Annotated in this window: 18 protein-coding genes; 7 read left to right on the forward strand and 11 right to left on the reverse strand. The window is 69.7% G+C overall.

From position 1 onward, the window contains the following. Positions 1-113: 113 nt before the first annotated feature. The 3 genes from D7Y04_RS19905 to D7Y04_RS19910 all read right to left on the reverse strand — a co-directional run bounded on the left by D7Y04_RS19905 (position 114) and on the right by D7Y04_RS19910 (position 2,987). Positions 114-1,637 (reverse strand): Ig-like domain-containing protein, encoded by a 1,524-nt coding sequence (locus D7Y04_RS19905; RefSeq protein WP_121760343.1) that lies wholly within the window; start codon positions 1,635-1,637, stop codon positions 114-116. Between the two features lie 174 nt (positions 1,638-1,811). Beyond that, the gene (locus tag D7Y04_RS44065; protein ID WP_120596915.1) at positions 1,812-2,012 is read right to left on the reverse strand and encodes a hypothetical protein; all 201 of its coding nucleotides are present in this window, start codon (positions 2,010-2,012) and stop codon (positions 1,812-1,814) included. A 48-nt stretch (positions 2,013-2,060) separates the two neighbouring features. Then, positions 2,061-2,987 carry a LysR family transcriptional regulator gene (locus tag D7Y04_RS19910; protein ID WP_121760344.1) on the reverse strand — a complete coding sequence of 309 codons (927 nt, stop codon included), beginning with the start codon at positions 2,985-2,987 and terminating at the stop codon, positions 2,061-2,063. A 106-nt stretch (positions 2,988-3,093) separates the two neighbouring features. Between D7Y04_RS19910 and D7Y04_RS19915 the strand changes: the two genes are divergently transcribed. Next, positions 3,094-3,732 carry a glutathione binding-like protein gene (locus D7Y04_RS19915; protein WP_121760345.1) on the forward strand — a complete coding sequence of 213 codons (639 nt, stop codon included), beginning with the start codon at positions 3,094-3,096 and terminating at the stop codon, positions 3,730-3,732. A gap of 95 nt (positions 3,733-3,827) precedes the next feature. Here the strand turns inward: D7Y04_RS19915 and D7Y04_RS19920 are convergent, their stop codons facing one another. Further along, positions 3,828-5,117, reverse strand: coding sequence for a hypothetical protein (locus D7Y04_RS19920; protein ID WP_120596918.1), 1,290 nt, complete (start codon positions 5,115-5,117; stop codon positions 3,828-3,830). A 326-nt stretch (positions 5,118-5,443) separates the two neighbouring features. On the opposite strand from D7Y04_RS19920, the gene D7Y04_RS19925 reads away from it, so the two are divergent. The 4 genes from D7Y04_RS19925 (at position 5,444) to D7Y04_RS19940 (ending at position 10,092) form a co-directional block, all read left to right on the forward strand. After that, the gene (locus D7Y04_RS19925; protein WP_233601508.1) at positions 5,444-6,241 is read left to right on the forward strand and encodes an endonuclease/exonuclease/phosphatase family protein; all 798 of its coding nucleotides are present in this window, start codon (positions 5,444-5,446) and stop codon (positions 6,239-6,241) included. A gap of 14 nt (positions 6,242-6,255) precedes the next feature. Beyond that, a complete protein-coding gene (locus D7Y04_RS19930) occupies positions 6,256-6,909 on the forward strand; it encodes a hypothetical protein (RefSeq protein WP_233601509.1) in 654 nt (217 codons plus the stop codon). Positions 6,910-7,052: 143 nt separating this feature from the next. Then, on the forward strand, positions 7,053-9,524 hold the full coding sequence (locus tag D7Y04_RS19935; RefSeq protein WP_121760347.1) for a PQQ-dependent sugar dehydrogenase: 2,472 nt from the start codon (positions 7,053-7,055) through the stop codon (positions 9,522-9,524). A gap of 49 nt (positions 9,525-9,573) precedes the next feature. Continuing rightward, the gene (locus D7Y04_RS19940) at positions 9,574-10,092 is read left to right on the forward strand and encodes a GFA family protein (protein ID WP_121760348.1); all 519 of its coding nucleotides are present in this window, start codon (positions 9,574-9,576) and stop codon (positions 10,090-10,092) included. 13 nt (positions 10,093-10,105) lie between these two features. Here the strand turns inward: D7Y04_RS19940 and D7Y04_RS19945 are convergent, their stop codons facing one another. The 5 genes from D7Y04_RS19945 to D7Y04_RS19965 form a co-directional block, all read right to left on the reverse strand. Continuing rightward, positions 10,106-10,483, reverse strand: coding sequence for a hypothetical protein (locus D7Y04_RS19945; RefSeq protein ID WP_233601510.1), 378 nt, complete (start codon positions 10,481-10,483; stop codon positions 10,106-10,108). After that, complete coding sequence (locus D7Y04_RS19950) at positions 10,480-11,232, reverse strand: DUF1361 domain-containing protein (RefSeq protein ID WP_233601511.1); 753 nt, start codon at positions 11,230-11,232, stop codon at positions 10,480-10,482. The genes D7Y04_RS19945 and D7Y04_RS19950 overlap by 4 nt, the downstream gene beginning before the upstream one ends. 145 nt (positions 11,233-11,377) lie before the next feature. Beyond that, the gene (locus D7Y04_RS19955) at positions 11,378-12,175 is read right to left on the reverse strand and encodes a hypothetical protein (protein WP_147454627.1); all 798 of its coding nucleotides are present in this window, start codon (positions 12,173-12,175) and stop codon (positions 11,378-11,380) included. Between the two features lie 116 nt (positions 12,176-12,291). Next, a complete protein-coding gene (locus tag D7Y04_RS19960) occupies positions 12,292-14,277 on the reverse strand; it encodes an ankyrin repeat domain-containing protein (protein WP_121760350.1) in 1,986 nt (661 codons plus the stop codon). A gap of 119 nt (positions 14,278-14,396) precedes the next feature. Next, a complete protein-coding gene (locus D7Y04_RS19965) occupies positions 14,397-17,990 on the reverse strand; it encodes a VWD domain-containing protein (RefSeq protein WP_147477149.1) in 3,594 nt (1,197 codons plus the stop codon). 187 nt (positions 17,991-18,177) lie between these two features. On the opposite strand from D7Y04_RS19965, the gene D7Y04_RS19970 reads away from it, so the two are divergent. Further along, positions 18,178-19,638 carry a serine hydrolase gene (locus tag D7Y04_RS19970; RefSeq protein WP_121760352.1) on the forward strand — a complete coding sequence of 487 codons (1,461 nt, stop codon included), beginning with the start codon at positions 18,178-18,180 and terminating at the stop codon, positions 19,636-19,638. 98 nt (positions 19,639-19,736) lie between these two features. After that, positions 19,737-20,621: an NAD(P)H-binding protein gene (locus D7Y04_RS19975; protein ID WP_121760534.1), complete on the forward strand. Its 885-nt coding sequence runs from the start codon at positions 19,737-19,739 to the stop codon at positions 20,619-20,621. On the opposite strand, the gene D7Y04_RS19980 is transcribed toward D7Y04_RS19975, so the two are convergent. Next, positions 20,586-21,509, reverse strand: a complete 924-nt coding sequence (locus D7Y04_RS19980) for a hypothetical protein (protein WP_121760353.1) — start codon at positions 21,507-21,509, stop codon at positions 20,586-20,588. The two genes, D7Y04_RS19975 and D7Y04_RS19980, sit on opposite strands and share 36 nt — an antisense overlap. Position 21,510: 1 nt before the next feature. Next, positions 21,511-24,261 (reverse strand): TonB family protein, encoded by a 2,751-nt coding sequence (locus D7Y04_RS19985; RefSeq protein WP_121760354.1) that lies wholly within the window; start codon positions 24,259-24,261, stop codon positions 21,511-21,513. Between the last annotated feature and the right edge of the window lie 40 nt (positions 24,262-24,301).

Raw genomic sequence — 24,301 nt, forward strand, 5'->3', positions numbered from 1 at the left:
CAGCCAATCCCGGATGCCTGTCATTGAGCCGGTGTCCCGCCGACCAGGGTTACTGACGACGCCTCACCCGGAGGCCGGGCATCCGCGCAGGGCAGATGCCCGTCTCACTCAGCTCAGGGCACGGTCACCGTCACCGCGTTGCTGCGCCGGCTGTTGCCCGCGCGGTCGTAGGCAATGGCGACAATCGTGTGCGTGCCCGACAGGCCCGCGGTGTTCCAGGTCCGGGTGTACGGGCTGCTCCCGACGAAGTACGTCGACACGCCGTCGATCTCGAAGACGACCTGGAGCATCGCCTGGGTATCGCTCGCGTTGGCGGTCAGCGTGACATTGCCGCTGACCACCGCCCCGTTGGCGGGCGAGGTGAGGGTGGACGTGGGCAGCTGGTTGTCGACGATGAGGCTGCGGGTGCTCGTCTGGACGTTGCCCGCGTTGTCCGTGGCGCGAAGCGCCAACGAGTAGGAGCGGTTGCCCAGCACCCGCGTGTCCCAGGTGAAGTTATAGGTGAGGCCGGAGTAGCCGGGCGCCGTGGCCTTGACGATCCCTTCCTGCATGAACTCTGTCTGCGCCACGCCGGAGAGGCTCTGGTCCGTCACCGACCAGCCCACCGTGACGATGCCACGCACGTAGGACTGGCTCGTGGGGTTGTACTGGGGGACACCGGTGATGATCACAGGCGCGAAGTTGTCCACCAGCACCGTCACGGCGCTGGACGTCGTCGAGTTGCCGGCCGCGTCGAAGGCCTGCGCCGTCAGCGTGTGGTTGCCGGAGGTCGCGCCCGTGGTGTTCCAGTTCACGCTGAAGGGCGCGGCGGTGGAGGAGCCGATGAGGGTCGCGCCGTCGTAGAAGTCCACCTGCGTGACGCCCACGTCGTCGGAGGCGTTCGCGGTGATCACGAACGTGCCACGCAGGAAGCTGGCCGGGGCCGGCGAGCTGATCGCCACGGAGGGCGGCGTGGTGTCATCCAGCAGCAGGGCGCCCACCTGCTGGCGCGGGTTCGACGAAGCCGCGGCGACCCGTCCCTGACCCGGAGAGGTCGTGACGCGGTCGGTGAGGGCCTGGAGCGCCGTCTTGTACGCCTCCGAGCCCGGCGCCCGCGAGGCCAGGTCCTGCCAGCGCTGCGTCCAATCCCGCGCCTCCGCCGGAGTCCGCGCCGCCAGGACGTAGTTCAGCGTGACGGTGAGGCCCAGCGGGTTGCCGCTCGCGTCCACGCCACCGAAGACGAAGCGGGCCTCGCCAGCGCTGCCCCGCGACACGTCGAACGCTTCCGGGTGGTGGACGATGGACTCCAGCCGCAGGGGCGCCTTCGCCAGGTCCAGCGAGCCGTCCGCCAACGTCGGCCACGTTTCGAGCAGCCGCGCGACGAGCGTCCCCGTGGTGGCGTCCTGTCCCGCCCACCGCGGAAGGTTGTCGCGCACGAAGTCGGAGGGCGCCACCGGGCCGCTCATCGCGGTCACCAGCTGGCCGAAGCTCCACTCCGTGCGCGTCGAATCGTTCAGCACCGCCGCGTCCTGGATGACGACCTGGGACGGGGTGTTCTCCTGCGGGGTGGGGAGCTCGCCACAACCCGCGGAAACCCATGCACCTGCACCGACCAGCGCGACTGCGAGGCGACGGAACCTTCTCGAAACCATGCTCATTGGGGGTGTTCCTTTCGGAGCGCGGCGCCTGCGAAGAGGCGGCACCGGCGCATGCGCAATATCAGACTCCACCAGACTTCAGGGAGAGCCAGCGCTTACCCGTTCCCGGGTGTCCAAGGACTCGCCGCCCATTCGAGAACGGCGGCCCGACGTATGCCGGGCCGCCGGAAAATCTCAATGGCAGTAGCACTCCGTGCGGGTACACCAGCCAGAGCTGAAGCCCATTTCGATGCACTGCTCGATGCAGGCGGAACATTCATACGGCGCCGGAGCATCGGGAGGCGTGGCAAGGGCCTGCGTGGCGCTGAATGACAAGACAGCGCCCGTGGCAACGGCGAGCAAGGTCTTTCCCGCCTTCTTCACGAAGTCAATCATAGACACCTCTGGGAGTGGTGTGGCACCGCTATGGACAGCCACGGCACGCTACCCCACCGCGAGTCCCCGGGGCACCGTGGACTCGAGCGCGGCGAGGAGGCGGAGCGCGGAGTCTCCGGTCTCCTTCCTCCAGGCCATCCTCCACGGCCGCCGCAAGGGCCCGGACGCGAGCCGCTTCACGACCAGGTCGCCCTTGCCCAGGTGCGGGGTGGAGATCCACTCGGAGAGCACGGCGACGCCCAGGCCCGCGCGGGCCACGTCGAGGATGGCCTCCGTGAGTGGCAGCCGCTCCACTCGGAGCCGGGGCCGCTCGCGGCCGAAGACCTGCGTCATGAACCACTGCGACTCCGCCGCGGGCGTCTGCCCCGTGAGAATGGTGTGCTCGCGGAGGTCCTCCCGGGTGAGCGCACGGCGGGACGCCAACGGGTGCGACGCGGCCACCACGAAGATGATTTCATCCGAGAAGAGCGGCCGGGTCTCCAGCCCGGCGCGAGGGACGGTCGACGTCGTCAGGAGCGCCACGTCCAGCTCTCCGGCCACCAGGGCGGGGACGGGGTCCTGGGTGTGCTCCACCGCCAGGGACAGGTGGAGGCCCGGCAGGCTCTTGCGCAGCGTCACCAGCGCGGACGGCAGCCAGTGGTAGGCGGTGTAGCACTCGCACACGAGGCGCAGGCGGATGGACGGGGCCACCGGCGCTCGCACGCGATGCTCCAGGTCCCCCAGTTCCACGAGGATCCGCGTGGCACCCGCGACGAGCTCCTGCCCCGCTGGCGTGGGCACGAGTCCTCGCGGGGTCCGGTCGAAGAGTCGCGTGCCCAGCCGCTCCTCCGCCGCGAGCAGCGCGCGGCTCACCGCCGGCTGCGTGAGGTGCAGCGCGGCCGCGGCCCTGGCCGTCGTTCCGGCGGAGGCCAGGGCCAGCACCACGCGCAGGTCGCGCACGTCGAGGCGGGGGGAGGGCGGGGCAATGTCTTCCATGCATCGAGCCTATGCCAACGATGCGTTGGACGCATCCCATCCGGAGGCGGAGAGTGGCCCTCGCTTTTCCGCGAAGGCCCACGCTCGACGTCCTGGAGGACATCCCATGCAGCTCTACTTCTCTCCCCTGTCCTGCTCCGCCGCCACCCGCATCTGCTTCTACGAGGCGGGCACGGAGGCGACGTACATCGAGGTCGACTCGAAGACGAAGCGCACGCTCGATGGGAGCAACTACCTGGAGGTGCATCCGCTCGGGCTCGTCCCCGCGCTCCGCACCGACGAAGGGGACGTGCTCACGGAGAATGCCGCCATCCTGCAATACCTGGCCGGGGCGCTGCCCCAGGCGGACCTCGCGCCGGCCGACAGCCGGGGGCGCGTGCGGCTCCAGCAGTGGCTGTCCTTCATCGGGACCGAACTGCACAAGGCGACGTTCTCCCCGCTCCTCGACGCGTCGTCGCCCGAAGGCGCCCGCAGTTATGCGCTGGAGAAGGGGACCGGCCGGCTCGCCTACCTGGAGAAGCACCTCACCGGACGTGAGTTCCTCATGGAGCGCTTCAGCGTCGCGGACGCGTACCTGGCGACGGTGCTCGGCTGGAGCGTGGCGACGCCCATCGACCTGAAGAAGTGGCCCGCGCTCAGCGCGTACTTCGCGCGCATGCTGGAGCGGCCCAGCGTCGCGAAGGCCTTCTCCGAGGAGCGGAAGCTCTACATGGCCCAGCTCGAGAAGCGCCAGCCGCGTCCGTGATGGCGGCGGCGCGGTACGCGGACAGCAACTCCCTCCACCTCCTCCTGAAGCGATGGAGGAGGGGAGGGAGCCTTCAGCCCAGAGCGGGGTGTCCGTCAGGAGGCCAGGGGCTGGTTGCCGCCGGGGCCGTTCTTCAGCTCCTTGCGCACCGCCTCGGCGACGCGGTCGCGGACCATGTTCGCCATGCGCTCGCGGAGGTCCTCACCCACGCGCTCGCGGATGGCGGACACGAGGCTCTCCGTGTCCACCGGGCCCGGGCCCTGCGCCTGGTAGCCGCCCATGTGCTGCTCCCCGAACCCGCCCCGCATCGTGTGACCCATCCCGCCCACGGCGCCCAGCGACTCGCGGAGGGCGTCACCCAGCCGGTCGCGCAGCGCCTCCTGCAGGTGCTCGCGGAGGTTGCTGGACAGCCGCTCGTGGAGCGCGTCGACCAGGCGCCCGCGGAGCGCCTCGGCGATGCGCTCGGGGTCCATCATCCCCACGCCCTGCGGCTGGAAGCCCATCACGCCCTGGGCGCGCTCGCCCACCCGGGCGCGCAGCTCGTCGCCCAGCCGCTCGCGCAGCGCGTCCCGCACGCGCTCACGCAGGCCGCTCTGCACGCGCTCGCGGAGGGTGTCCGCCACGCGGTCGCGGAGGGTGTCCGCGAGGCGCTCCGGGTCGATCTGGCCCATCTGCATCCGGCGCTCGGACAGCGCCGAGCGCAGCATGTCCGTCAGCCGCTCCTTCAGCGCCTCGCGGATGCGCTCGCGCACGACGGTGTGGATGCGCTCGGACACGTTGTCGGCGAGCCGGGTGCGGAGCGCCTCGGCGATGCGCTCCGGGTCCATCCCGAAGCCCTCCATGCCCATCCTCCGCTCCGACATCGCGGAGCGCAGCGCCTCGCCCAGCCGCTCGCGGATGGTGTCGCGAACGCGCTCGCGCACGACGGTGCCCAGCCGGTCGCGCAGGGCGTCCTCCAGCTTGACGCGCACGCGCTCGGCGATGCGCTGCGGGTCGAAGTGCCCGTGCCCCTGCTGCATGCTCATCCAGTTCTCGGCCAGGGCGGTGCGCAGCGCCTCGCCCAGCCGCTCCCGGAGCACCTCGCGGGCGCGCTCGTGCACGCCGCTCACGATGCGCTCATGGATGACGTCGGTGAGGCGGTTGTGGATGCCCTCGGCGATCTGCTCCGCGTCGAAATGCATCCCGGCCCCCTCCCCCTGGGGCATGTTCATCATGCGCTCACGCACCGCACCGCGAATCGCGTCGCCGACGCGCTCGCGGATCTCCGAGCCGATCCGCTCCTCCAGGCCGGACACGACGCGCTCGTGCACGGCGTCGACGATCCGAGCCTTGAGGGCTTCGGCGAACATCTGCTGCCCCTGCATGGAGAACTGTTCCTGATTCATTCAGCTGCCTCGTGGGTACCGCGGGTAGGACGGCGGGCGCGGAAGGTTTCGGTCCGCCGCGCGAGGCGAAGAGATAGAGGCTGTGGACCAGCGCGAACACGGGGCCCGGGTCTCGCGCGAGAGTTGGCGCGCGCATTCCAGGCCGTGCTCGCGGGGAGGGTAGGCGTGCGCACCGGCCAATGGTGAACTGTGTCCCCTCCCGAGCATGCAGGCATTGGCCTTACCCCCGTGGAAGTCTTGGGGGTTGCGCGGCGTTCGTTGCCGGAATGAGTCAGTCCTTGCGGTGCGAAAAAGCACGCCCGGCCGTCTGGTTGGGGGCGCTCCTGATGCTCGGTTTCCTGACCGGGTGCCCCATCATGGCGGGTTATTCCGACGCGGAGGGGCCGCGCTACAGCGGAGACTTCCGGCCCGTGCAACCCGTCGCCGTGGAGGACCCCTCCTCGGTCACCGTGGTGACGTACAACCTCGCCTTCGCCGAGCAGGTCACCGAGGCGGTTGCGTCCCTGTCGAGCCCTCCGCTCTCGGAGGCGGACGTCATCGCGATGCAGGAGATGGACGCTCCCGCCGTGGAGCGGATCGCTCGGGAGCTGGGGATGTCCTACGTGTACTACCCCGCCTCCGTGGCCAAGGACGGTGATGACTTCGGCAACGCGGTGTTGAGCCGGTGGCCCATCACCGCGGACCAGAAGATCAACCTTCCCCACGACGACCCGTATCACCAGCAACACCGCATCGGGGTGGCCGCGACGGTGGACATCCGGGGGACGCCCCTCCAGGTGGTCTCCGTGCACGGCGCGACCCCCATCGTCGGGCTGGGCGCGCGGTTGGATCAGGCGGAGACCGTCATCCAGGCGGTCGACGGCGCGGCGCAGTCGCAGGTCATCGCCGGCGACTTCAACACCTCCGACCCGGGGAGCCTGACGCAGACCGTGAAGCTGTTCTCGCAGTGGGGCTTCCAGTGGGCCTCCGAAGGGGTGGGGGACACCGTGGACTCCGTCATCGGCGGACTGCCGCTCGACTCCGTCTTCGCCCGGGGGCTCACTCCGGTGGCGCGCGGCGTGGACAAGCGTCCCTCCGGGAGCGACCACCAACCGGTCTGGGTGCGCTTCGCATGGCCGCAATGACGCCGAGGCCTTTCATGCGGGCCCTGTGGATGGGGGCGCTGCTCCTCTGCGCTCCCGGCTGTCTGAGCGGCGCGCGGAACCTGGGCGCGGCGACGACGCCGGTGGGGACGACAGAGGTCGGCGTCTCCGTGAACACGATTGCCTTCGAGCGTGGCCGGGAGCGGGCGTATCTGCCCAACCCCGAGCTCACGTTCCGCAAGGGCGCTGGCGAGAACTGGGATTGGGGCGGACGCCTCTCCTTGCTGGGCCTGGAGCTCGGGACCCGGCATCGGCTCATGGAGCGCTCACCCTGGACCGTGTCGGTCGCCCCGAGCGCGGGTGTCTGGTACGTGCCCATCACCAACAACGGCACGGAGCCCGTCAACTTCCGGCTGGGAGGCCAGACGCTGGTCGACTATCGGCTCAATGCCAGGTGGACCCTGACCGGGGGCGCTTCACTGATGGGGGCCTTCGCGGGCCCGCTCACCGTCTTCCAGGGCAGGCTCGGCGGCTCGCACCTGATGGTCGCGCCGGGCGGTTCGCTGGGCGTGGCGTACCGGCTGAATCCTTCGCTCGAACTGCGGGCGGAGGGCGGCATCGAGCTTCCGTTCGACGTAAGGGACGGCCGCCGTCAGCCGACCGGTTACGCCGGACTGACGCTCCGCTGGGGACGCACCTCTCGTCGCTGACGTGGGGGGCCGCGAGCGCTCGGCCCTCTTCGCTGGGGTGGCGCGCGTAAGGTGACAGCGGTCCATGGCCCCGGGACGGGTGGCTGGAAGGAGTGGAGGCACCAGCTTGCGCCCACTCTTTTCGCACCCGTTGGAGGGGGCCCATGTCCTTGCCGCGCCGCTGGCCGGATCCATTCGCCGTCTGTCTTTGTCTCGGGCTGGGCTGGGTGTTGCTGGCGGGGGCCAGGGCTCCAGGGCCCGCCGCGCGGGCGCTGCCGGGAGGCTTCTCGTCCGAGCTCGTGGTGGGAGGCCTGCACTACCCCACGACGTTCGCGCACCTGCCGGATGGGCGCATCCTCGTCGCGGAGAAGGCGGGGGTGGTCCGGCTGGTCAAGGACGGCGCCCTGGTGGCCACGCCCTTCCTCGACGTCAGCGCGCGGGTGAACAACCACCATGACCGGGGCCTGCTGGGGCTCGCGGTGGACCCCGCCTTCGCGCAGAACGGCTACGTCTACCTGCTCTACACCTACGACGACGACGCCACGGACGACGACGGGCCCAAGACGGGGCGCCTGGCGCGGTACACGGCGGTAGGGGACTCGGCCTCGCCTGACAGCGAGTCGGTGCTGCTGGGCACCGCGGTGGCCGGCTCCTGCAAGGACCTTCCTCCTGGCTCGGACTGCATCCCCTCGGACAGCGCGTCGCACTCCGTGGGCAACGTCCGGTTCGCGCCGGATGGCACCCTCTTCGTGTCGCTGGGGGACGGGGCTCGCTTTGACGCGGTGGATGACGACGCGCTGCGGGCGCAGGACCCGGACTCGCTGGCGGGCAAGGTCCTGCGCGTCTCGCGCACCGGTGCGGGTGTGCCGTCGAATCCGTTCTGGAGTGGGAATGGTCAGGACAACCGCTCGAAGGTGTGGGCGCTGGGGCTGCGCAATCCCTACCGCTTCAACCTGCGGCCGGGCACCGCCACGCCCTACGTGGGCGACGTCGGCTGGGGCGACCACGAGGAGATCAACGTCGCGACGCCAGGCGCGAACTTCGGCTGGCCCTGCTACGAGGGCCCGGGGCGCCAGCGCGGCTATGAGCCCAAGCCCGTGTGCCAGGCGCTGTATGCCAAGGGGCCGGGCGCGGTGCGGCCGCCGCTGTATTCCTGGACGCATGCCGAGGGCCAGACGTCCACGGGCGGCGCCTTCATCCAGGACCCTGCGTTCCCGGCGCAGTGGCGGGGCGCCTACTTCTTCGCGGATTACACCCAGCAATGGATCCGGATGCTGCGGGTGGATGCCAATGATCAGCTGGTGCCGGACAGCGTGGCGCCCTTCGCCACCGAGGCGGGCGGCGTCGTCGACCTGAGCAGCGGGCCGGGCTCCCAGCTTCACTTCGTGGACATCCTCGCGGGGGAGCTGCGCCGCATCCGCTACCCGGCCAACAACACGCCGCCAGTCGCGGTGGCCTCGGCGACGCCGCGCGAGGGCGGGCCACCCCTGCGGGTGTACTTCTCCAGCGCCGGCTCCCGCGACATGGACGGCGACACGCTCCAATACGTGTGGGATTTCGGTGACGGCAACTCCGTGTCGGGCGTGGCGAACCCGGAGCACCTGTACGAGGTGGTCGGCCTCCACGTGGCCCGGCTGACCGTCAGCGACGGACACGGCGGCAGCCACACGGCCTCCGTGCGCATCTCCGTGGGGAACCTGGCGCCGGTGGTGTCCATCCACGCGCCGTCGGAGACGTTCCGCTTCAAGGTGGGGGACGTGGTGACGTTCGCGGGCTCGGCGAGTGACGCGGAGGACGGTGCCATCCCGGGTGACCGGATGGCGTGGACCCTCACGCTGGTGCACTGCACGCCGGGCGCGTGCCATTCCCATCCCTATGAAGAAGGCCAGGGGCCTGACGGGAGCTTCACCATCCCGGACCATGGCGACGACGTGCGCTTCCAACTGACGCTGACCGCGACGGACTCCGCGGGGCTGACGGGCAGCCGGATGGTGACGCTGTTGCCCCTGAAGGTGCAGGTGACGCTGGAGACGTCGCCTCCCGGGCTGGAGGTGGTGTTCGACGGGAAGGCCAGCCCGTCACCGCTGGTGCGCTCCGTGGTCGCGGGCTCCTCGCACGCGCTCTTCGCACCGTCACCCCAGGGCAACCAAGGCTTCGTCAGCTGGTCCAACGGCGGGGCCGCGGAGCACACCCTCCTGGTGGGCACGGAGGACGTGGGCGTCACGGCCTTCTTCGAACCCTTCGCTCCCGCGGAGTGCCCGGCCGGGCAGTACCGGGCGGAGTACTTCGCCAACCGGGAGCTGGCGGGCGTCCCGGGGATTGTGCGCTGCGAGGGGGCACCGCTCTCGAACTACTGGTGGGCGGGCAGCCCCGTGGAGGGCGTGGGCCCGGATGACTTCTCCGTGCGCTGGACGGGGCGGTTCTACTTCGCGACGGGCCTGTACTTCTTCATGGCCCAGGCGGATGACGGCATCCGGGTCTTCGTGGATGGCAGCCGCATCATCAATGGCTGGAAGGACCAATCTTCCACCAACTACGTGCAGGCGCGCTGGATGCGCGCCGGTGAGCACTCCGTCGTCGTCGAGTACTACGAGCACGATGGTGACGCGGTGGCCGGGCTCGGGTGGTTCCGGTAGCCCGGCGAAAGCGCTCGTGATTGCGCCGCCGCCGGCATAGAGGAGGCGGATGCCCGAGAAGAATCACGTCATCCGGATCGCCACCTGTGCCTGTGGACAGGTGGAGCTCGAGGGGCGGGGGCCGCCCATCATCCACGTCGAGTGCTACTGCGACGACTGCCAGGAGGGGGGACGCCGCATCGAGGCCCTTCCGAACGCGCCGTCGCCTCGCGGTCCCTTGGGCGGCACGGACTTCCTCCTCTACCGGAAGGATAGACTCCGCGTCTCCCGAGGGGAGTCGCTCCTGTCGGGCTTCAAGCTCAAGGACGCTTCAGCGACGAAGCGGCTCGTCGCGACGTGCTGCAACTCGGGGATGTTCATGGACATGGGCCCGGGGCCGCACTGGTTCTCGGTCTACCGGAATCGGTTCACCGGCGAGGTGCCCCCGTTGGAGCTGCGCACCTGCACCCGGTACAAGCCCGCGGGCGTGGAGCTCCCCAACGATGTTCCGAACCATGCGAGCTTCCTGTCGGTCAGGTTCATGACGAAGCTCTTCCTCGCGTGGCTGCCCATGCTGATGAAGCGCTGAGCCGGCGGCCCCCTCAACCCAGATACGCGGCGATCTCGAACCATCCTCCGTCGATCACCTCGATGGAGAACGACCGCGTGGACAGCTCCACCTGCATGCGCACGAAGTCCGCACCGTCTGGCCGCCTCAGGTTGGCGTAGAACGTGAGGCCCCGCGCATCCCGTCGCGGTGCCTCCCAGGCCGCCAGCCCGCGCTCACCCACGGTGCCGCTGTGGATCACCTCCGGCCCCGGCTGATCCAACGTGAGGAATTGCAGGGCCTCCTCCGTGCGAATCACCTTGGCCTCGGCCACCCGCTCCACGAGCTCCATCAGCTCCTCGAGGCCCGCCTCCGAATCCAGCTCCACCCGGGAGGCGCGTAGCGCTTCGTTGAGGTCGCTCTCGACTGTCACGGTGCATCCTCCCGACGGGCCTGGCGGCGCCATGTCCACCTCACTCCGGCGCCGGGAAGTGTATCGCGCTGGCGGCACAGTCGGGCGACGAGCGCCTCATAGCCGGCGTAGGACAGCGGCAGGAGCAGGGCGAAGAGGAGGGTGAGCGAGGGCAGGGCGGGATGCGCCAGGGGATCCCTCACGTGTGAGGCCATGGCGCGCAAGAGGCGGTCCGGCTCCGAGAGCACGTCCCAGCTGTTCCAGCGCTCCACGCGGCCCAGGTAGATGCCATAGCCACACAGGCCGGAGGTGAAGGCGACGAAGGCCCATGCCGTCGTGCGGCCCCAGCGCTCTTCCAGCCACCGCTTCCAGATGTCCAGGGACAGCAGGCCCAGCAGCCACCCGGTGGCGGCGAACAGGGCCAGGAGCGCGGCGTCGAACCAGAGCGGAACCACGGGCCGCTGACGCAGGTGGATGAAGTCGGTGACGAGGTAGGGCGCGTTCGGAAACAGCGCGAGCCAGCCGAGCGCCAGCGGGGCCAGGAGCCACGGACGGCCCAGGCCTCGCACCATCAGCCCCCGTGCGATGAGGGCCAGGGTGTACGGCGCCCAGGCCAGGAACAGGTTCCACGACAGGAAGGCGAAGCTGGCGCGCTCGCTCCAGTCGAGCCGCAGGGCCAGCAGGTCCACCGCGAGGATGCTGCACAGGATCGCTGGCAGCAGACCGTGACGGCTCGGGATGGAGGCGAAGGGGGAGTGCGGTCGGGACATGGTGGCGTGTGGCGCCACAGCCGCGCACCGTGTCGGAATGGCCACGGTGCAACGGCTCCGGGAAGGGCGTGGACCCGGAGCGCCGTCATTGGAGCCCTCGGGTCTGCCCTTCAGCAATGCGCGGGCCAGCTGCCCCGCCCCGTGCTCAACAGTCCAGGTTGTACGTCTTGACGTCATCGTTCGGCGCGACGACCTTGACGGTGTTGGAGCCGTCGAACGTCGCGGTGAACGTCCCTTCGCTCGTCTCCACCTGCACCATCCCCGCGGTGGGGCACTGGTGGTCGCAGCGCTGGTACCCGGACACGGTCGCCGTGGAGCTGAGGCCGCCCTTCGTGGCCTGCGACGTGCTGTCCACGGTGATGCACCCGCTGCCCGCCACCCAGGTGACCGTGCTCGTGGACGTTCGCGAATCGAAGCGATTCGGCGAGAAGCTGTTGGAGGTGACGGTCACCTTGCGCTGGTCGCCTTGCGGCGGGGAGCCGGCGATCTGCAGCGAGAGGTTGTACGGCTCCCCGTTGATGGTGAGGTCGGTGGAGTTGGCCGTGGCGGCGAGCTGCCCCTGGTTGTCGGCGAGCACCACCTCCACGTCGCCTGAGATCTGCGTGAGCGAGATCGCCGCCTGGCAGTTGTTGAACGTGTAGTTCACCGTCGCGCCCGTCGCGGTCGCGGTGGCGCAGCCGGAGGGAGTGAAGGCGGTGGAGGCATTCGCCGCCAGCTGGGTGGCCGCGGTGGCCGGGTCGACCTGCATGGCCTGCACCTTGCCGATGGCGTAGTACCAATAGCTGTAGACAGGGTCGACCCATGCATAGGACCAGGCCGCGTCATACGCCCCGTAGTACGGATCGTAGTAGGCGTCGTCGTAGTAGTACGGGTCGTAGGTGCTGGTGCAGCCCATTCCCGCGCCCAGCGACAGGAACAACAGCGCCGCTTTCATCTGTTTCATCCACCGCCCCCTTGAATGGTTTTTCCGAACGGGCCCAAGGTGGGCCCCGGTGGTGGGCGGGAGTACTGACCCGCGGAACAGCCCGAATGCGGGATGTTGGTCCGCGGGCTCACCTGTCAGTCCGGGCTCCGCAAAGCACTTCCCCCCTTGCTCAGGACGCTGAAGAGCCTTTCGCGGTCCAGTCGCGCCCGGTCGAAAGCCTTTGGCACGAAGAGCTTTTTGAGTGATGCGTCCGTGGCGTCGAAGTCCCCCGCGGCGAAGTGATGCGGTGCCTTCACCTTGGCCTGCACGTCGTGGTCATCCGCGATGACCGCCTCGGCCTTCAGCACGCCGCCGACCCGGAGCGTCGCGTCGTTGCCGTGCCCCCAGACGACCTGCGCCTCCAGGTCCTGGCCCACGACCAACTCCCCATCCGTGGTCACGCCGCTGGCGCGCAGCGAGCCGCCCACCACGAGCAGGCCTTCAGGCCCTGCGTTGCTCAGCACGCCCCCCACCGTGAGGTTCCCTGTCACCAGCAAGGGACCGTCCACATGCACGTCCCCCTTCACCACCAGGTCTCCGCGAACGAAGCGTGGGAGCTTGGAGGGGGAAGGCGCCTTCGCTTCGGCCGGGAGCGCTTCCCGGGCGAGCACCACCAGGGCCATGGCCGTCCAGGGAGGCATGCCTTGCACCGCCGCCGCGAGCGCGTCCCACGACGTGGCGCCTTCCAGCGCGAGCCGATTCAGCACCTGCTCGACGGAGTCCACGTCCTTGTCCTCGTAGTACCAGGCCTTGAGCAACGCCTTCCGCTCGCGGGCCAGCGCGTCCAGCATCGGCTGCACGTCCAGCGCCCCCTTCTTCCCCGAGGGCGCCCTGGCACCCATGAGCTGGGCGAGGTGCGCGTTGCCGTGCTCCAGCGCCTCCTTCACGGGTGTTTGTCCCGCCGAGTTCTTGCCATTCACATCCGCCCCGGCCTGGAGCAGGACCTCGATGACGGGCCCCCGCTCCTTGACGCGCGCGTGCTGGTGCAGCGGCGTCCAGCCCTTGCCCGCGTTGGGGTTGGCGCCCGCGGCGATGAGCGCTTGCGCCACGTCTGCCCGCCGCGCGTTGAAGAGCGCCGTGCGTCCCGAGTTGTCGAGCGCGTCCACGGGAACGCCGCCCTTCGCCAGCAGGGTGATGCAGGTCGTGCAGCCGTGTTCCGCCGCCGCGTGGAGGGGCGTGGCCTTCGCTGAATCGGTCGTGTCGGCGGGAGCCCCCAGCCGCAGGAGCTCCTTCACCAGCGATGCGTCCTCCACCCGAGCGGCCAGGTGGAGAACGCCGCCCTGGGCCTTGTCCCGGGCCTCCAGGTCAGCCCCCAGTGCAATCAGGGCCAGCACCCGGCCCGTGCGCCATTCTCCTTCGAAGCCAGGGCCGAAGAAGGGGGCCGCGTCGAGCCCCGCCGCCTGCAGGAGTCCGTTGTCCAGGGCCTTGGCCTTCTTGGCTGGGGGACGCGCCGCGGGCTTCTGCTTCCGGAGCCATGCGTGGAAGCCCTCGTCGGAGAAGGCACCTTCCAGGCCCTGGAAGGCGAACGGATCCTCGTTGCCCTCGTCGTCGTGGGCGCGCGGGACGGGAGCCGCCTCCACCAGGGCGAGCAGCTTCCGGTAGCCCGGCTCCGGAGGGCCCCGCCGCAGCGCGTGCCACGCTTCCAGCCCCCGCCGAGCGCGGGCGTGGTCCGTGAGGTCACGCAGGCCTTCGGCCTCCACCAGCGCGGCCTCCGCCTGCTGCATCTGCGCGTCCGTCGGCTTGCGCCGCAACAGGTCGTCGGCCCACTGGCTCAGCGCCAGCGCGCGCGCCTTCTGCCCGGTCGACAGCTTTCCTCCGGGCTTCGTCCCTCGGGTCAATTCAAGGACGCGGTCGCGAACGCGCCAGTGCTCGGCTTTCACCTCGCGCTCCCAGCGGTGGGGTTCCAAGCGCCGCGTCGGGTCCAGGGCCCAGTTGAGCGAGTGCAGCGCCAGCAGGTGCTCCGGATCCGCCTCCACGATTTCGCGCAGGAGCAGGATGGCCTGGTCCAACTGGGGCGGCATCTCATCCAGCAACGCGTCCGCCTTCTTCATCAGCGCGGCGGTGTTGGGCTTCTTGGGCATGGCAAGGGACCTTGCCAGGAGGCGCCTTGTGTTGCCCGGGCAAACAGCGGCGTCACACGACAAGGCCCCGGATGCTCGCAAGCAATCCGGGGCCTTCGTTCTTCAGCCGCGACGTGTGGCTACTTCACCGTCACGCGCCAGGTGCGGCTCTCCGTGGTGCCACCCCGGCCGTCCTCGGCGAGGACCTTCCAGAAGTAGTCCCTGCCGCCCTCCAGCTTCACCGTCCTGGACTGCTCGGGAACGCCCTTCGTGCAGGCCGCGTAGGTGAAGCGGGTGTTCACGCTCCAGACGCAGTGCCGGTAGACGACGGCGTCCCCGTCCTTGTCGTACGCGTCCTTCCACTCGAAGGTCACGCTCGACGAGGTGATGGCGTTCTCCTTCGGCGTCACCAGCTCCAGCGTCTCGGGCGCGAGGTTGCGGCCCAGCTTCTCCGTCGTGACGAACGTCTTGGCGAAGACCGGATCGCCGGTCGCGGCCACGTCCTGCGCGCAGTCGCGCAGACGCTCCTTCGAGACGCCCTTGCACAGCGCCTCCGCCTCCTCCAGCGGAATGGCCTTCAGCGGCTCCACCACCGGGATGCCGGGCGGCGCCTTCTCGATGCGGCAGCTGTCCGGCTTGTACCCGGGCCATTCGCGCAGCGTGTACGACTCGGGGGAGTAGCCGTAGGCGTAGTCGAAGAGGGACGTGTCCTTCGTCACCCGCCAGGACTCGCCGAACTTCTCGTACAGGCCGACGTAGCGGTCCCCCAGGTCCGAGGGACGCGCCCCCAGCTGCGAGCCGTCCGGCAGCACGGGCAGCCAGTTGCCCGGAGCGATGGGGCCCAGCAGGCCCTCCCTGGCGCGCGCCTGCCGCACGTCGATGTTCATGTACCAGAGGCCGTAGTGCGCCCACCAATCCGTGGTGACGGTGATGCGCGTGCCGCCCGCGGATTCAATCCGGATGCCGCCGGTCGTCCCCGTGGACGTGATGCGTCCTCCGGCGGGGAGCAGCAGCTCCTTGTCCAGAGACACCGGCTTGCCGTCGACGCGCAGCACCAGCAGCTCCGGCTTCTCCGCGTTCATCTGGTAGCTGACGCGATGCGGGCCGACGCGCACCGCCACCGCCGTCGTGATGCTCGCGCAGGCCGTCAGGCCGGTGTGCGGATCCGGCCCCACGGGCTGCTCGGTCTGCACGGGCGTGTGGCGCGCCTGGAGCTCCAGCCCCGGGTCGCGCAGGAGCACGTACTCACCGGCGCCCTGGAAGTCGTAGCGCACGCCGTCCATCGTCGTCAGGTGCGGGTCGCCCCAGAGGGAGGGATTGCCGCCGATGATCCACCGCCGGAGGGTCTCGACGTCCGTCTGGCTCAGCGGCGGTCCGCCACACGGCATCATCCCGTTCGGGCAGTCCTCGGACGTGCGGGTGATGCGGTCGAACAACGGCCCCGTCTGGCTGGTGGCCATGGGCGCGGCAATGTCATACGACGCCGTGAGCGGATTCACGCCGGGGGCGCTCTGGTCCTCGGCCAGGTTCAGGTAGGTGCCGAAGTTCTTGTACGGCGGGTAGTCCAGGCCGCCATGGCACTCGATGCAGGCCTTGTTGAAGATGCGCTGCACGTCCGTGTACGTCGGGTAGTCGCCCACGGGCGGCAGCGAGGCCAGCGTCGTGTTCACCACCGGAATCAGGCTGGCGCAGGAGAAGGGCGTCGCCAGGCCGGGGATGGGGTCCGCCGTCAGGTTGGCCTCCAGCTCCGTCTGGAGCGCGCCGGTGTACGTGCCGAACACGTCGGCGAAGCCATAGGCGCGCGAGCGTCCGCGCACGCCCAGGGACCACTTGTCCACCGACACGCCGAGCGGCTCCAGGAAGTACCGGTACAGGGCCACCAGGTTCGTGTTGGGGGAGTACTTCTCCCGGTCCACGAGGATGCCGCCCATGACCGTCGAGTCCGCGACCGGGTTGTCGATGGGCCGGCGGAACACCTCCTGCCGCAGCCGGGCCAGCGACACGTCCGTCGACGCGCTGGTCGCCGCGCCGTACTGCGGAATGATGCCGTTCACCGTCGTCCCGGTCATCAGATATGGGTCGCCCGCGCGGCTCAGGTTGAGCTTCTCGATGTCTGCCTTGCGGCGCGGGATGCTCTGCGTGCGCGCCAGGGTGTCGTCGCGCAGGGCGTTGATGCCCATGCCGTTGCGCGACGTGAAGAAGGGCAGGTTCACCGCCAGACCCGAGGGGCTGCTCTGCACCGTGTTCAGCGAGCTGTTGATGGTGAGGCAGCCCTTGGTGATGGCCAGGGCCACCGGGCGCGGGTCGACGTACACGCTGCCGGTCGCCCAGCGGTGGCTGGCGAGCTCGTCCGCGATGCGCCGCTGGTTGAGGCTGCCATCGAAGCCGCCCAGCAGGTCGAACAGCTGGACGCCGCGCCCCTCGTCCCCGGAGATGAGCGAGTCATGGAACAGCGTGACGGACTGTCCGCCCCGGGTAACGGACGTGAGCGCGCCCGAGCCGGGCAGCGCGTTGAAGGCATACGCCGTCGCGATGGTGGCGGTCCCCGACGGAACGGGCTCCGTCGTCACCGGGGGCGTCAGGTCGAAGCTGAAGCGCGGCGTCCCGTCGTTGGGGCCGCCCCGGAAGCGAGTGATGAGGTGGGGGCTCCCCGCCGAAAGCCGTCCGGGCGGTTGCAGCCGGAGCTGTTCGATGAGCCGGCGGACCTCGGGCTGCGTTCGCCACGTCCAGGGGTTGAAGAGCTTGCGGAACGCGGCGGTGTCCACGGAGCCCTGGTAGAGGCGATCCCGGTTGAAGGGGAGCATCCCGCCCCAGCTGTCGTAGGGGTCCCAGTTGGGCTTGTTCTTCGTCTTGATGACGCCCACCGGGAAGCCCGTCGTGCCGGGGATGCCCGTGAGGTTCAGCACGTTCCGCGTCGAATGGCAGGCCGCGCACTTCCCATCATCCTTCTCGATGTGGCGCGAGCGCGGAGGGATGGAGCCCATCTGGGGGATGGTCGTGAGGATGATCTCGTGGAAGCGGAAGTTCTTCGTCGCCTCGTCCCACTGCATGTACTCGATGACGTCCGGATGCGAGCCTGGATAGGACGCATGCGGCGCGGGCCCGATGGAGAAGACGGACCGGGCGGTCTGGCTGGAGAGCAGCAGGCGCGGGTGCTCCGCGGTGCCCGTCTGGAGGCTCTCTGAACGCGCCATCAGGATGGGGCTGGCCCTGTACTCAGCCGGCAGCGCGCTGATGAAGCGGGCCACGGTGTTCGTGGCCGCGTTGGCGGGATTGTTGAGATACGCCTCGATCTCCTCGGGCGTGATGGCGCTCGTGTTGACGACGGGGATGGGATTGACGGTGCCCGCCGCGAGCCGGAAGACAGGCTTCACGGAACGCGCCACGCCCATGGACAGGGTGCAGGTGGGTGTCGTCCCCGTGCAGTCCGGCGTGGACAACAGGTCCGCGTCCAGGTCGACGTTCCAGCCCTGGAAGGAGGACCCCGCGGACGGCGTGGCGGTGAGGGTCACGGACGCGCTGGCGCTATAGGTTTCATCGCAGTCGCTGCCGACGATGTTGGTGCAGTTGATGCCCGTGCCCGTGACGGTGCCGGAGCCAAGCCCCAGGGGCATGACCCGGAGGGCCGCGGCTTCGGCGGTCGCCGTGCACAGTGACGCCGCGAGAACCAGTGTGCCCAGTGCGGGGCGGAGATGGGGAAGGCGGAACGAAGCAATGAGTCCGTTGCGTCTCATGCGTGGACCTCCGTGGGAGTGCCCGGAAGCGCTGCAAGGAAATGGCCGCGTTCAACCGCGCGGAATCACGCCCCGGCCTCCACATCTCCCGTAGCCGGGGAGGCTACGAAGCCCGCGTGGATGTTGCTTCACTGGCAACGCCTGCCCCGAGGGCTCGTGTACTCTCCCAGTGAAAGAGGAGACCCCCTTGGCCAATCCCATCATCCGTGTCCTGACCCTCGCGAATCAGACCCTCTTCGTGACTGGCTACGAGGGGTTCGCCCCGGGCGAGTGCCTCATCCCGGCGGGGACCCGGATCCTCCCCGGCGAGAAGACCTACGCGGATGTCGCACGGCTGGAGCTGACCCAGGCGGAGCCGCGGCAGATCGGGGTCTATCTGGGGCTGACGCGCGCGAGCCGGGACTTCACCTGTTTCATGCGCACGGATGGCAAGAGTCCCCAGCTCCTCTTCGGGCTCTACCAGGGAGATGGCGCCGCCCCCGCGCCTCTGGATGACCCGTACGGTTACGCCAAGCCGTTCACCGACGGGCTGCATGAAGACATCTGGCAATACCAGTTGAGCAAGATGCCGCCATTCCCGGCGGCCCATGCCCGGCTCCAGTCGCTCGTGGAGGGCGCGGCGTTCGCGGGCGATGTCTTTCAGCTCAAGTACCAGCTCCCCAAGCTGGTGATGGGCGCCATCGTCCGAGGCCCTGATGGATCCTTCGCGAGCTCGGTCCTCGGCTGGGGCGGTAGGGATTGCCTGGAGCCGGATGCACGGACGCTCGTGCCGCTCGGCTCCATCACCAAGGCCTTCACGGGACACCTGCTCGCCAGGATGGTCGTGAAGGGGCAGGCCCGCTTCACGACGCAGGTCTCCCAGAATCCGGCCATCCGTCTCATCGACCTCGTCACGCACACGAGCGGCCTGCCCCGTGAGGTCTCACCGAACATCGGGCTGGAAGCGCCGGAGCCGGAGCTGCTGCCGTCCGTCCTGTTCCCGCCGGGAACGGGGGCGCTTTATTCGAACGTGGGCTTCAACGCCCTGTCCCGGGCGATGGTCGAACAGTGCAACCCGTCCGGGGCCGCGTCCTTCTACGAGCTGTTGAACCAGGAGGTGCTGGCCCCGCTCCAGCTCGGACACACCTCGTACAACGCGCCGCCCTGGAAGGTCGGGTGCACCGACGACCGCACCCAGAACCTGTTTGGCGGCTACCAGCCTGACGGCAAGCCGTGGCCCATGGCGAACGGCAACGGCCAGCCGACCCACGACTCCACGCCTCGGGGCGCCAGCGGCTTGTACTCGACCCCCGGGGACCTGCTCCGGTGGCTCCAATGGCACCTGGAAGCCGGTGGAACCGACGCGGAGACGCGATTGTTGAATCACGCCACCTATGTGCAGCGTGACGGGCTGCACCCCGTCCTCGGCCTCGACGAGTCCGGCCACATGGATGCGATGGGGCTGGGCTGGGTCGTGATGATGCCCAGGGGCGACCGGCCGTTCATCCTCCAGAAGGCCGGGGCCACGAGCGGCGTGTTCAACTACCTGGCGTTCTCACCCGTTCGCGGGGTCGGGTTCTTCATGAGCATCGACAGGTTCGACGTCGGCGCGGCGACGGAGATGCCGCAGATGATCAACGACCTCATCGCCAGCGCGGCGCCGCGCTGAGCGCGGCGGACGGATGACTGGCGGGGGGCCATGCAGGCACGCCGGTCCAGGTGGATGAAGGCCGCCGTCGGCCACACCCTCCGTGCATGGGGAACTCCATGCACGTCATCCTTGGCGCCACCGGCCACATCGGATCCGAACTGTCCCGGCTCCTCCTGGCACGGGGGGAATCCGTCACGGTCGTGGCCCGGAGCGAGGACAAGCTCCAGCCGCTCAGGATGATGGGGGCGGAGGTCGCGCCGGTGGACGTGAAGGACGTCAAGGCGCTGCGGGCCGTGTTCCGGAGGGGCCAGCGCCTCTTCCTGCTCAACCCGCCCGCGCCGCCCACGTCCGATACGGACCGCGAGGAGCGGGCCAGCTTGAGGGCCATCCTCGAGGCGCTCGAAGGCGTGGAACTGGAGCGCATCGTCGCGGCCTCCACGTTCGGAGCCCAGGCGGGCGAGCACATCGGGGACCTGGGCGTGCTTCATGAAATGGAGCAGGCCCTGGCGCGCCAGGAGGTGCCGGTGAGCATCGTCCGCGGCGCCTACTACTTCACCAACTGGGACATGGCGCTCCAGTCCGCGGCGGGGCAGGGCGTGGTGCAGACGTTCTTCCCGCCCGACTTCCGCCTCCCCATGGTGGCTCCCCGCGACCTGGCGGTGGTCGCCGCGGCCTTGTTGACCGTGTCGGAGGCCCGCCCGGGCCTCTTCCAGGTGGAGGGGCCGCGGCGCTATTCACCGGCTGATGTGGCCACGGCCTGCGCCCAGGCGCTGGGCCGGCCGGTCCAGGTGGAGTCCGTGCCCCGTGCGCGGTGGGTGGAGACCTTCCGCGGCCTGGGGTTTTCGCCCGAGGCCGCGGAGTCCTACGCGCGCATGACGGAGGCCACCGTCGACGGCACCTTCCCGGAGCCGGGCAGCACGCTGCACGGCAGGACGGCGCTCGAGGACTACGTCACCGAACGGTGCTCAGGGCGTCCAGCGAGCCCGGCGCACCACCCATGAGCTGCCGCCGCGGCCGTCCCGCACCACGGCCCAGAACGTCACCTCCTGGGCCGCCGCGCCCTCCGCCGGCTCCCACTCCACGCGGTGGCGTCCCTGCTGGCCACCGAAGTCCGCGCCGCCCGTCTCCGACAGGTTGAACTCTCCCAGCGTGGTGTACCAGGCGATCTCCCACGCCTCCTTGAGGTTCACGGCCTGCAGGCGCAGGCCCGGGACGATGTAGTTCTCCTCGCGGTCCGACACGTCCTCGGACGTCATCACGAAGGGCCCGGGGCCGCTCAGCTCCAGGGGCTCACCTTCCGGCCAGACCCCGTCGTCCACCCGCAGGCCCGGAAGCACGGGCTGCTCGTTGGCCTTCATGCCCTCCACCACCGGGCACCAGAAGACCATCAGCTTCTGCGCGTAGATCTCCTCGTCGCCCGCTGACACCCTCAGGACGAGCGGCATGCGGATGCCTCCCAGCCCCTGGTAGACGTCCTCCGCCAGCACGCGCTCCAGGAGGAGCTTGTCCTGAGAGACGCGGGCCGCGCCGGGACGGATGGGGAGCGTCAGCTCGCCCGCGGTCGTGGTTCCCTCCGCGAGCAGGGCGCGGTCCGCCTCCGTCGCGCACGTGCGGTCGTCCTGATCCGCGCAGGCCCACAGCTGGTACTGGATGGTGCGTCCCGCGCCTGCGGGGTCCACCACCAGCGCGCGGTACGTCACCTCTTCCGCCAACTCGTCGAAGGCCTCCGGCGTCTGTTCGCAGGTGGAGGCGATCAGCTCGGGCCGTTCCGTGGATACGCCGAGCACGCGAAGGTCGTGCACGCTCGACGGCTTGTCCTCGGGTTCGACGCACGCGAGGGCCGTCAGCGCCAGCAGCAGCAGGCTTCCGGTGTTGAGCAAGGCTTTCATGTCAGAAGCTTCCTTTCACGCCCACCACGGGGAGGATGGGGATGCCGGGCACCTCGTACTCCCGGCGCTGCCGGTAGTCGTTGAAGGTGAACTCGACGTTCTCCGCGTTGTAGAGGTTCTGCACGTCCAGGTAGACCCCCAGGGTCCAGCTCTGGAACTGCCAGCTCTTGTCCAGCCGCATGTCGAGCTGGTGGAACCCGGACGTGCGCGCCGAGGCGTAGGGGCCGTACGTGCCGTTGAAGCGGTTTCTGTCCACCTGGTACTGGTCGAACGTGTGGTTGAGCGGCGTCGTCGGGCGGCCGGTGGTGTAGCGGAAGCGACCGCCCAGCTCCCAGCCGTTGCCCAGCACGTAGGTGCTCACCAGCGTGAGGATGTGTGTCTGGTCGAAGGGGCTGAGGCCATACGTCTCGTCGCCGCTGCCACCAAAGCCCCCGCCGAAGTCTCCACCATTCCCTTCGGGGGCGCGGCCCGTGCGCCCGTCGAGTGACTGGCTGAAGGTGTACGACAGCCATCCGGACCACTTGTCCGTCGCGGACGCGCGCTGCTTCTTCACCATCACCTCCAGGCCCAGGGCGCGGCCGATGCCCTGGTTGGAGTACGGCAGCTGGACCACGCCTCCACCCGGGAGCGAGAGGATGTCGCCGGGCGCCGCGATGTTGTCGAAGCGGCGGTTGAAGAAGCCCGTGACGTCCACGTTGATCACGTCGGTCAGCCGGTGATCCACGCCCAGGCTGCTCTGGAACGCGCGCTGGTAGGCCAGGTCCGGGTTGCCGTACGGCAGGGAGATGAAGCGGAACGTCTCCGCCGGCTGGCTGTAGAGGCCGAGCGAGCCCTTGAGCTGGGTGCGCTCGGTGGCCGCGAAGCTGACCCACAGCCGGGGATCCAACGCCACGTTCCTGGCGGCGCCCGCGCGCTGGAAGTTGCCGCGCACGCCGGGGGTGAAGGTGAACTTGCCCACCTTCAAGTCCGCCTCCACGAAGAGCGCGCCGTCGAAGGAGCCCAGGCCAATCTTCTCCACCAGCAGCTCGCCCACGGACTCGGCGCCGGGGAAGGCCACGTACTCGAAGTTCTCCGGGGCGGGGAACTCCACGTCGAAGGACTGGTGCTCGTAGACGAGGTCCAGGCCGGTGCGCACGGTGAGGCTGGAGGACAGCTCCAGGCCCAGCACCTCGCGCGCGCCCACCGTGTAGCCCACGCCGTCCTGCTTCGCGGCGCCGAACTTGAAGCTGGTGCCGTCGTAGCCCACGTACGGCGTGAAGACGGACGTGAGCGCGCCCTTGCGGTACGTCCAGTCACCCTTGATGCGGTGGAAGAGGGTGTGCGTGTCGACCGTCAGGTCGCGCTCCGTCTCCGGACCTCCAGTCACCAGGCGGAGCTGGTCGTCACTGCCGAAGGCCATGACGTAGCCGGTGCTGCGCGCGCTGCCCGCCAGGGCCTGGGCCTCCTCCTCCGAACGAGCATCCCGCTTCGCGCCGAAGTCCACGCGCAGCTGGTAGTCCCAGTATTTGGGGACCACGGACAGGGTGCTGCCCTCGCTCTTGGGGAGGACGGCGGGGAGGATGGTGTCGATGTACGAACGGCGCGCGGCGGCGGCCACGCTGATGCCGTCCGTCACGGGGGCTTCCAGGAAGAAGCCCGCGTCCAGCAGGTCCACCTTCACCGAGCCATGGAACGTGTCGGCGGCGCCCTTGCGCGTGCCGACCTCCACGATGCCGCCCACCGCGCGGCCGTACTGGCTGCCGTAGCCGCCCGGGAAGAAGTCGAGCTGGTCGATGAACTCCGCGTTCACCACCGAGGGCCCGCCGAGCAGGTGGAAGAGGAGGGGGATGCCGACCCCGTCCATCATCGTCGCCGTCTGACCGGGGTTGGAGCCGCGCACCAGCAGCTGGCCGGAGATGAAGGGCGCACGCGCCACGCCCGGCAGGGTCTGGATGACGCGGATGGGGTCGCCGAAGGTGCCCGGCGTCCGCTGCGCCTCCTGGCGCGTGATGGTCCGGCGCACGACCTCCTTCTTCGGCCGGTCGGAGCGCACGACGGTCTCCAGCGCGCCGCCGGTGGGCGCGAGGAAGAAGTTCACCTCCGTCGTCTCGTCCTCCTGGAGCAGCTCCTTCGTCTGGTAGAGCTGGTAGCCGGACGCCACCACGCGCACCGCGCACTCGCCAGGGGGCACATCGAGGCTGAAGCGGCCGTCCGCGTCGGAGAGGGCCTCGGGTGCCTCCGGGTCGTCACCGCAGCGCACCGTGGCGCCGGCCACGCGCGAGCGGCTGCCGCGCGAAATCAGCTGGCCCTTGAGCGTTGCCTTCCGCGCCACCTGGGCCTGGTCGGGTCCGGGGGTCTCCTCCGGAGGGGCGTTGAGGGTGAAGTGGTAGATGTATTCCACCTGCACCGGCGCGGGCACACCGTCCACCTCCGCGGGCGAGAAGCGGAACTGGCGCACCGCCGCGATGGCCGCCTCGTCGAAGCCATGGCCCGCGGGCTCCGTGGGCAACACCTCCGACACGGCGCCATCCGCGGCGATGGTGATGATGAGGCGCACGGAGGCGGTGACGCCTTCCGCGAGCGCTTCGGGAGGGTAGGTGGCCTCCACCTGCTGCAGCAGCTCCGGAGGCTTGGTGATGACGGGCTGGGCCTGCGCGGGCGGGGCCGCTTCCGCGGGCGGCGCGCCGGCCTGCGGTGCCTGTGCCAGCGCCGGGGGCGTCAGCAGGAGCGAGGCCGCGGCGAGCGCGCTTCGGGCGTTCAGGGACGGGGACATGGGGCGCGGAGCATACGGGATGAGGGCCCGGGTTCCGCAG

The sequence above is a fragment of the Corallococcus sp. AB038B genome (genome assembly GCF_003668955.1).
GTDB classification, from domain to species: domain Bacteria; phylum Myxococcota; class Myxococcia; order Myxococcales; family Myxococcaceae; genus Corallococcus; species Corallococcus exiguus.

Coding starts and splice junctions, on each gene's coding strand:
- D7Y04_RS19925 (WP_233601508.1), top strand. CDS start 5,444: ATGCTCGGTTTCCTGACCGGGTGCCCCATCATGGCGGGTTATTCCGAC.
- D7Y04_RS19910 (WP_121760344.1), bottom strand. CDS start 2,987: ATGGAAGACATTGCCCCGCCCTCCCCCCGCCTCGACGTGCGCGACCTG.
- D7Y04_RS44065 (WP_120596915.1), bottom strand. CDS start 2,012: ATGATTGACTTCGTGAAGAAGGCGGGAAAGACCTTGCTCGCCGTTGCC.
- D7Y04_RS19935 (WP_121760347.1), top strand. CDS start 7,053: ATGTCCTTGCCGCGCCGCTGGCCGGATCCATTCGCCGTCTGTCTTTGT.
- D7Y04_RS19980 (WP_121760353.1), bottom strand. CDS start 21,509: ATGAAAGCCTTGCTCAACACCGGAAGCCTGCTGCTGCTGGCGCTGACG.
- D7Y04_RS19975 (WP_121760534.1), top strand. CDS start 19,737: ATGCACGTCATCCTTGGCGCCACCGGCCACATCGGATCCGAACTGTCC.
- D7Y04_RS19985 (WP_121760354.1), bottom strand. CDS start 24,261: ATGTCCCCGTCCCTGAACGCCCGAAGCGCGCTCGCCGCGGCCTCGCTC.
- D7Y04_RS19915 (WP_121760345.1), top strand. CDS start 3,094: ATGCAGCTCTACTTCTCTCCCCTGTCCTGCTCCGCCGCCACCCGCATC.
- D7Y04_RS19940 (WP_121760348.1), top strand. CDS start 9,574: ATGCCCGAGAAGAATCACGTCATCCGGATCGCCACCTGTGCCTGTGGA.
- D7Y04_RS19920 (WP_120596918.1), bottom strand. CDS start 5,117: ATGAATCAGGAACAGTTCTCCATGCAGGGGCAGCAGATGTTCGCCGAA.
- D7Y04_RS19950 (WP_233601511.1), bottom strand. CDS start 11,232: ATGTCCCGACCGCACTCCCCCTTCGCCTCCATCCCGAGCCGTCACGGT.
- D7Y04_RS19965 (WP_147477149.1), bottom strand. CDS start 17,990: ATGAGACGCAACGGACTCATTGCTTCGTTCCGCCTTCCCCATCTCCGC.
- D7Y04_RS19930 (WP_233601509.1), top strand. CDS start 6,256: ATGCGGGCCCTGTGGATGGGGGCGCTGCTCCTCTGCGCTCCCGGCTGT.
- D7Y04_RS19905 (WP_121760343.1), bottom strand. CDS start 1,637: ATGAGCATGGTTTCGAGAAGGTTCCGTCGCCTCGCAGTCGCGCTGGTC.
- D7Y04_RS19955 (WP_147454627.1), bottom strand. CDS start 12,175: ATGAAACAGATGAAAGCGGCGCTGTTGTTCCTGTCGCTGGGCGCGGGA.
- D7Y04_RS19960 (WP_121760350.1), bottom strand. CDS start 14,277: ATGCCCAAGAAGCCCAACACCGCCGCGCTGATGAAGAAGGCGGACGCG.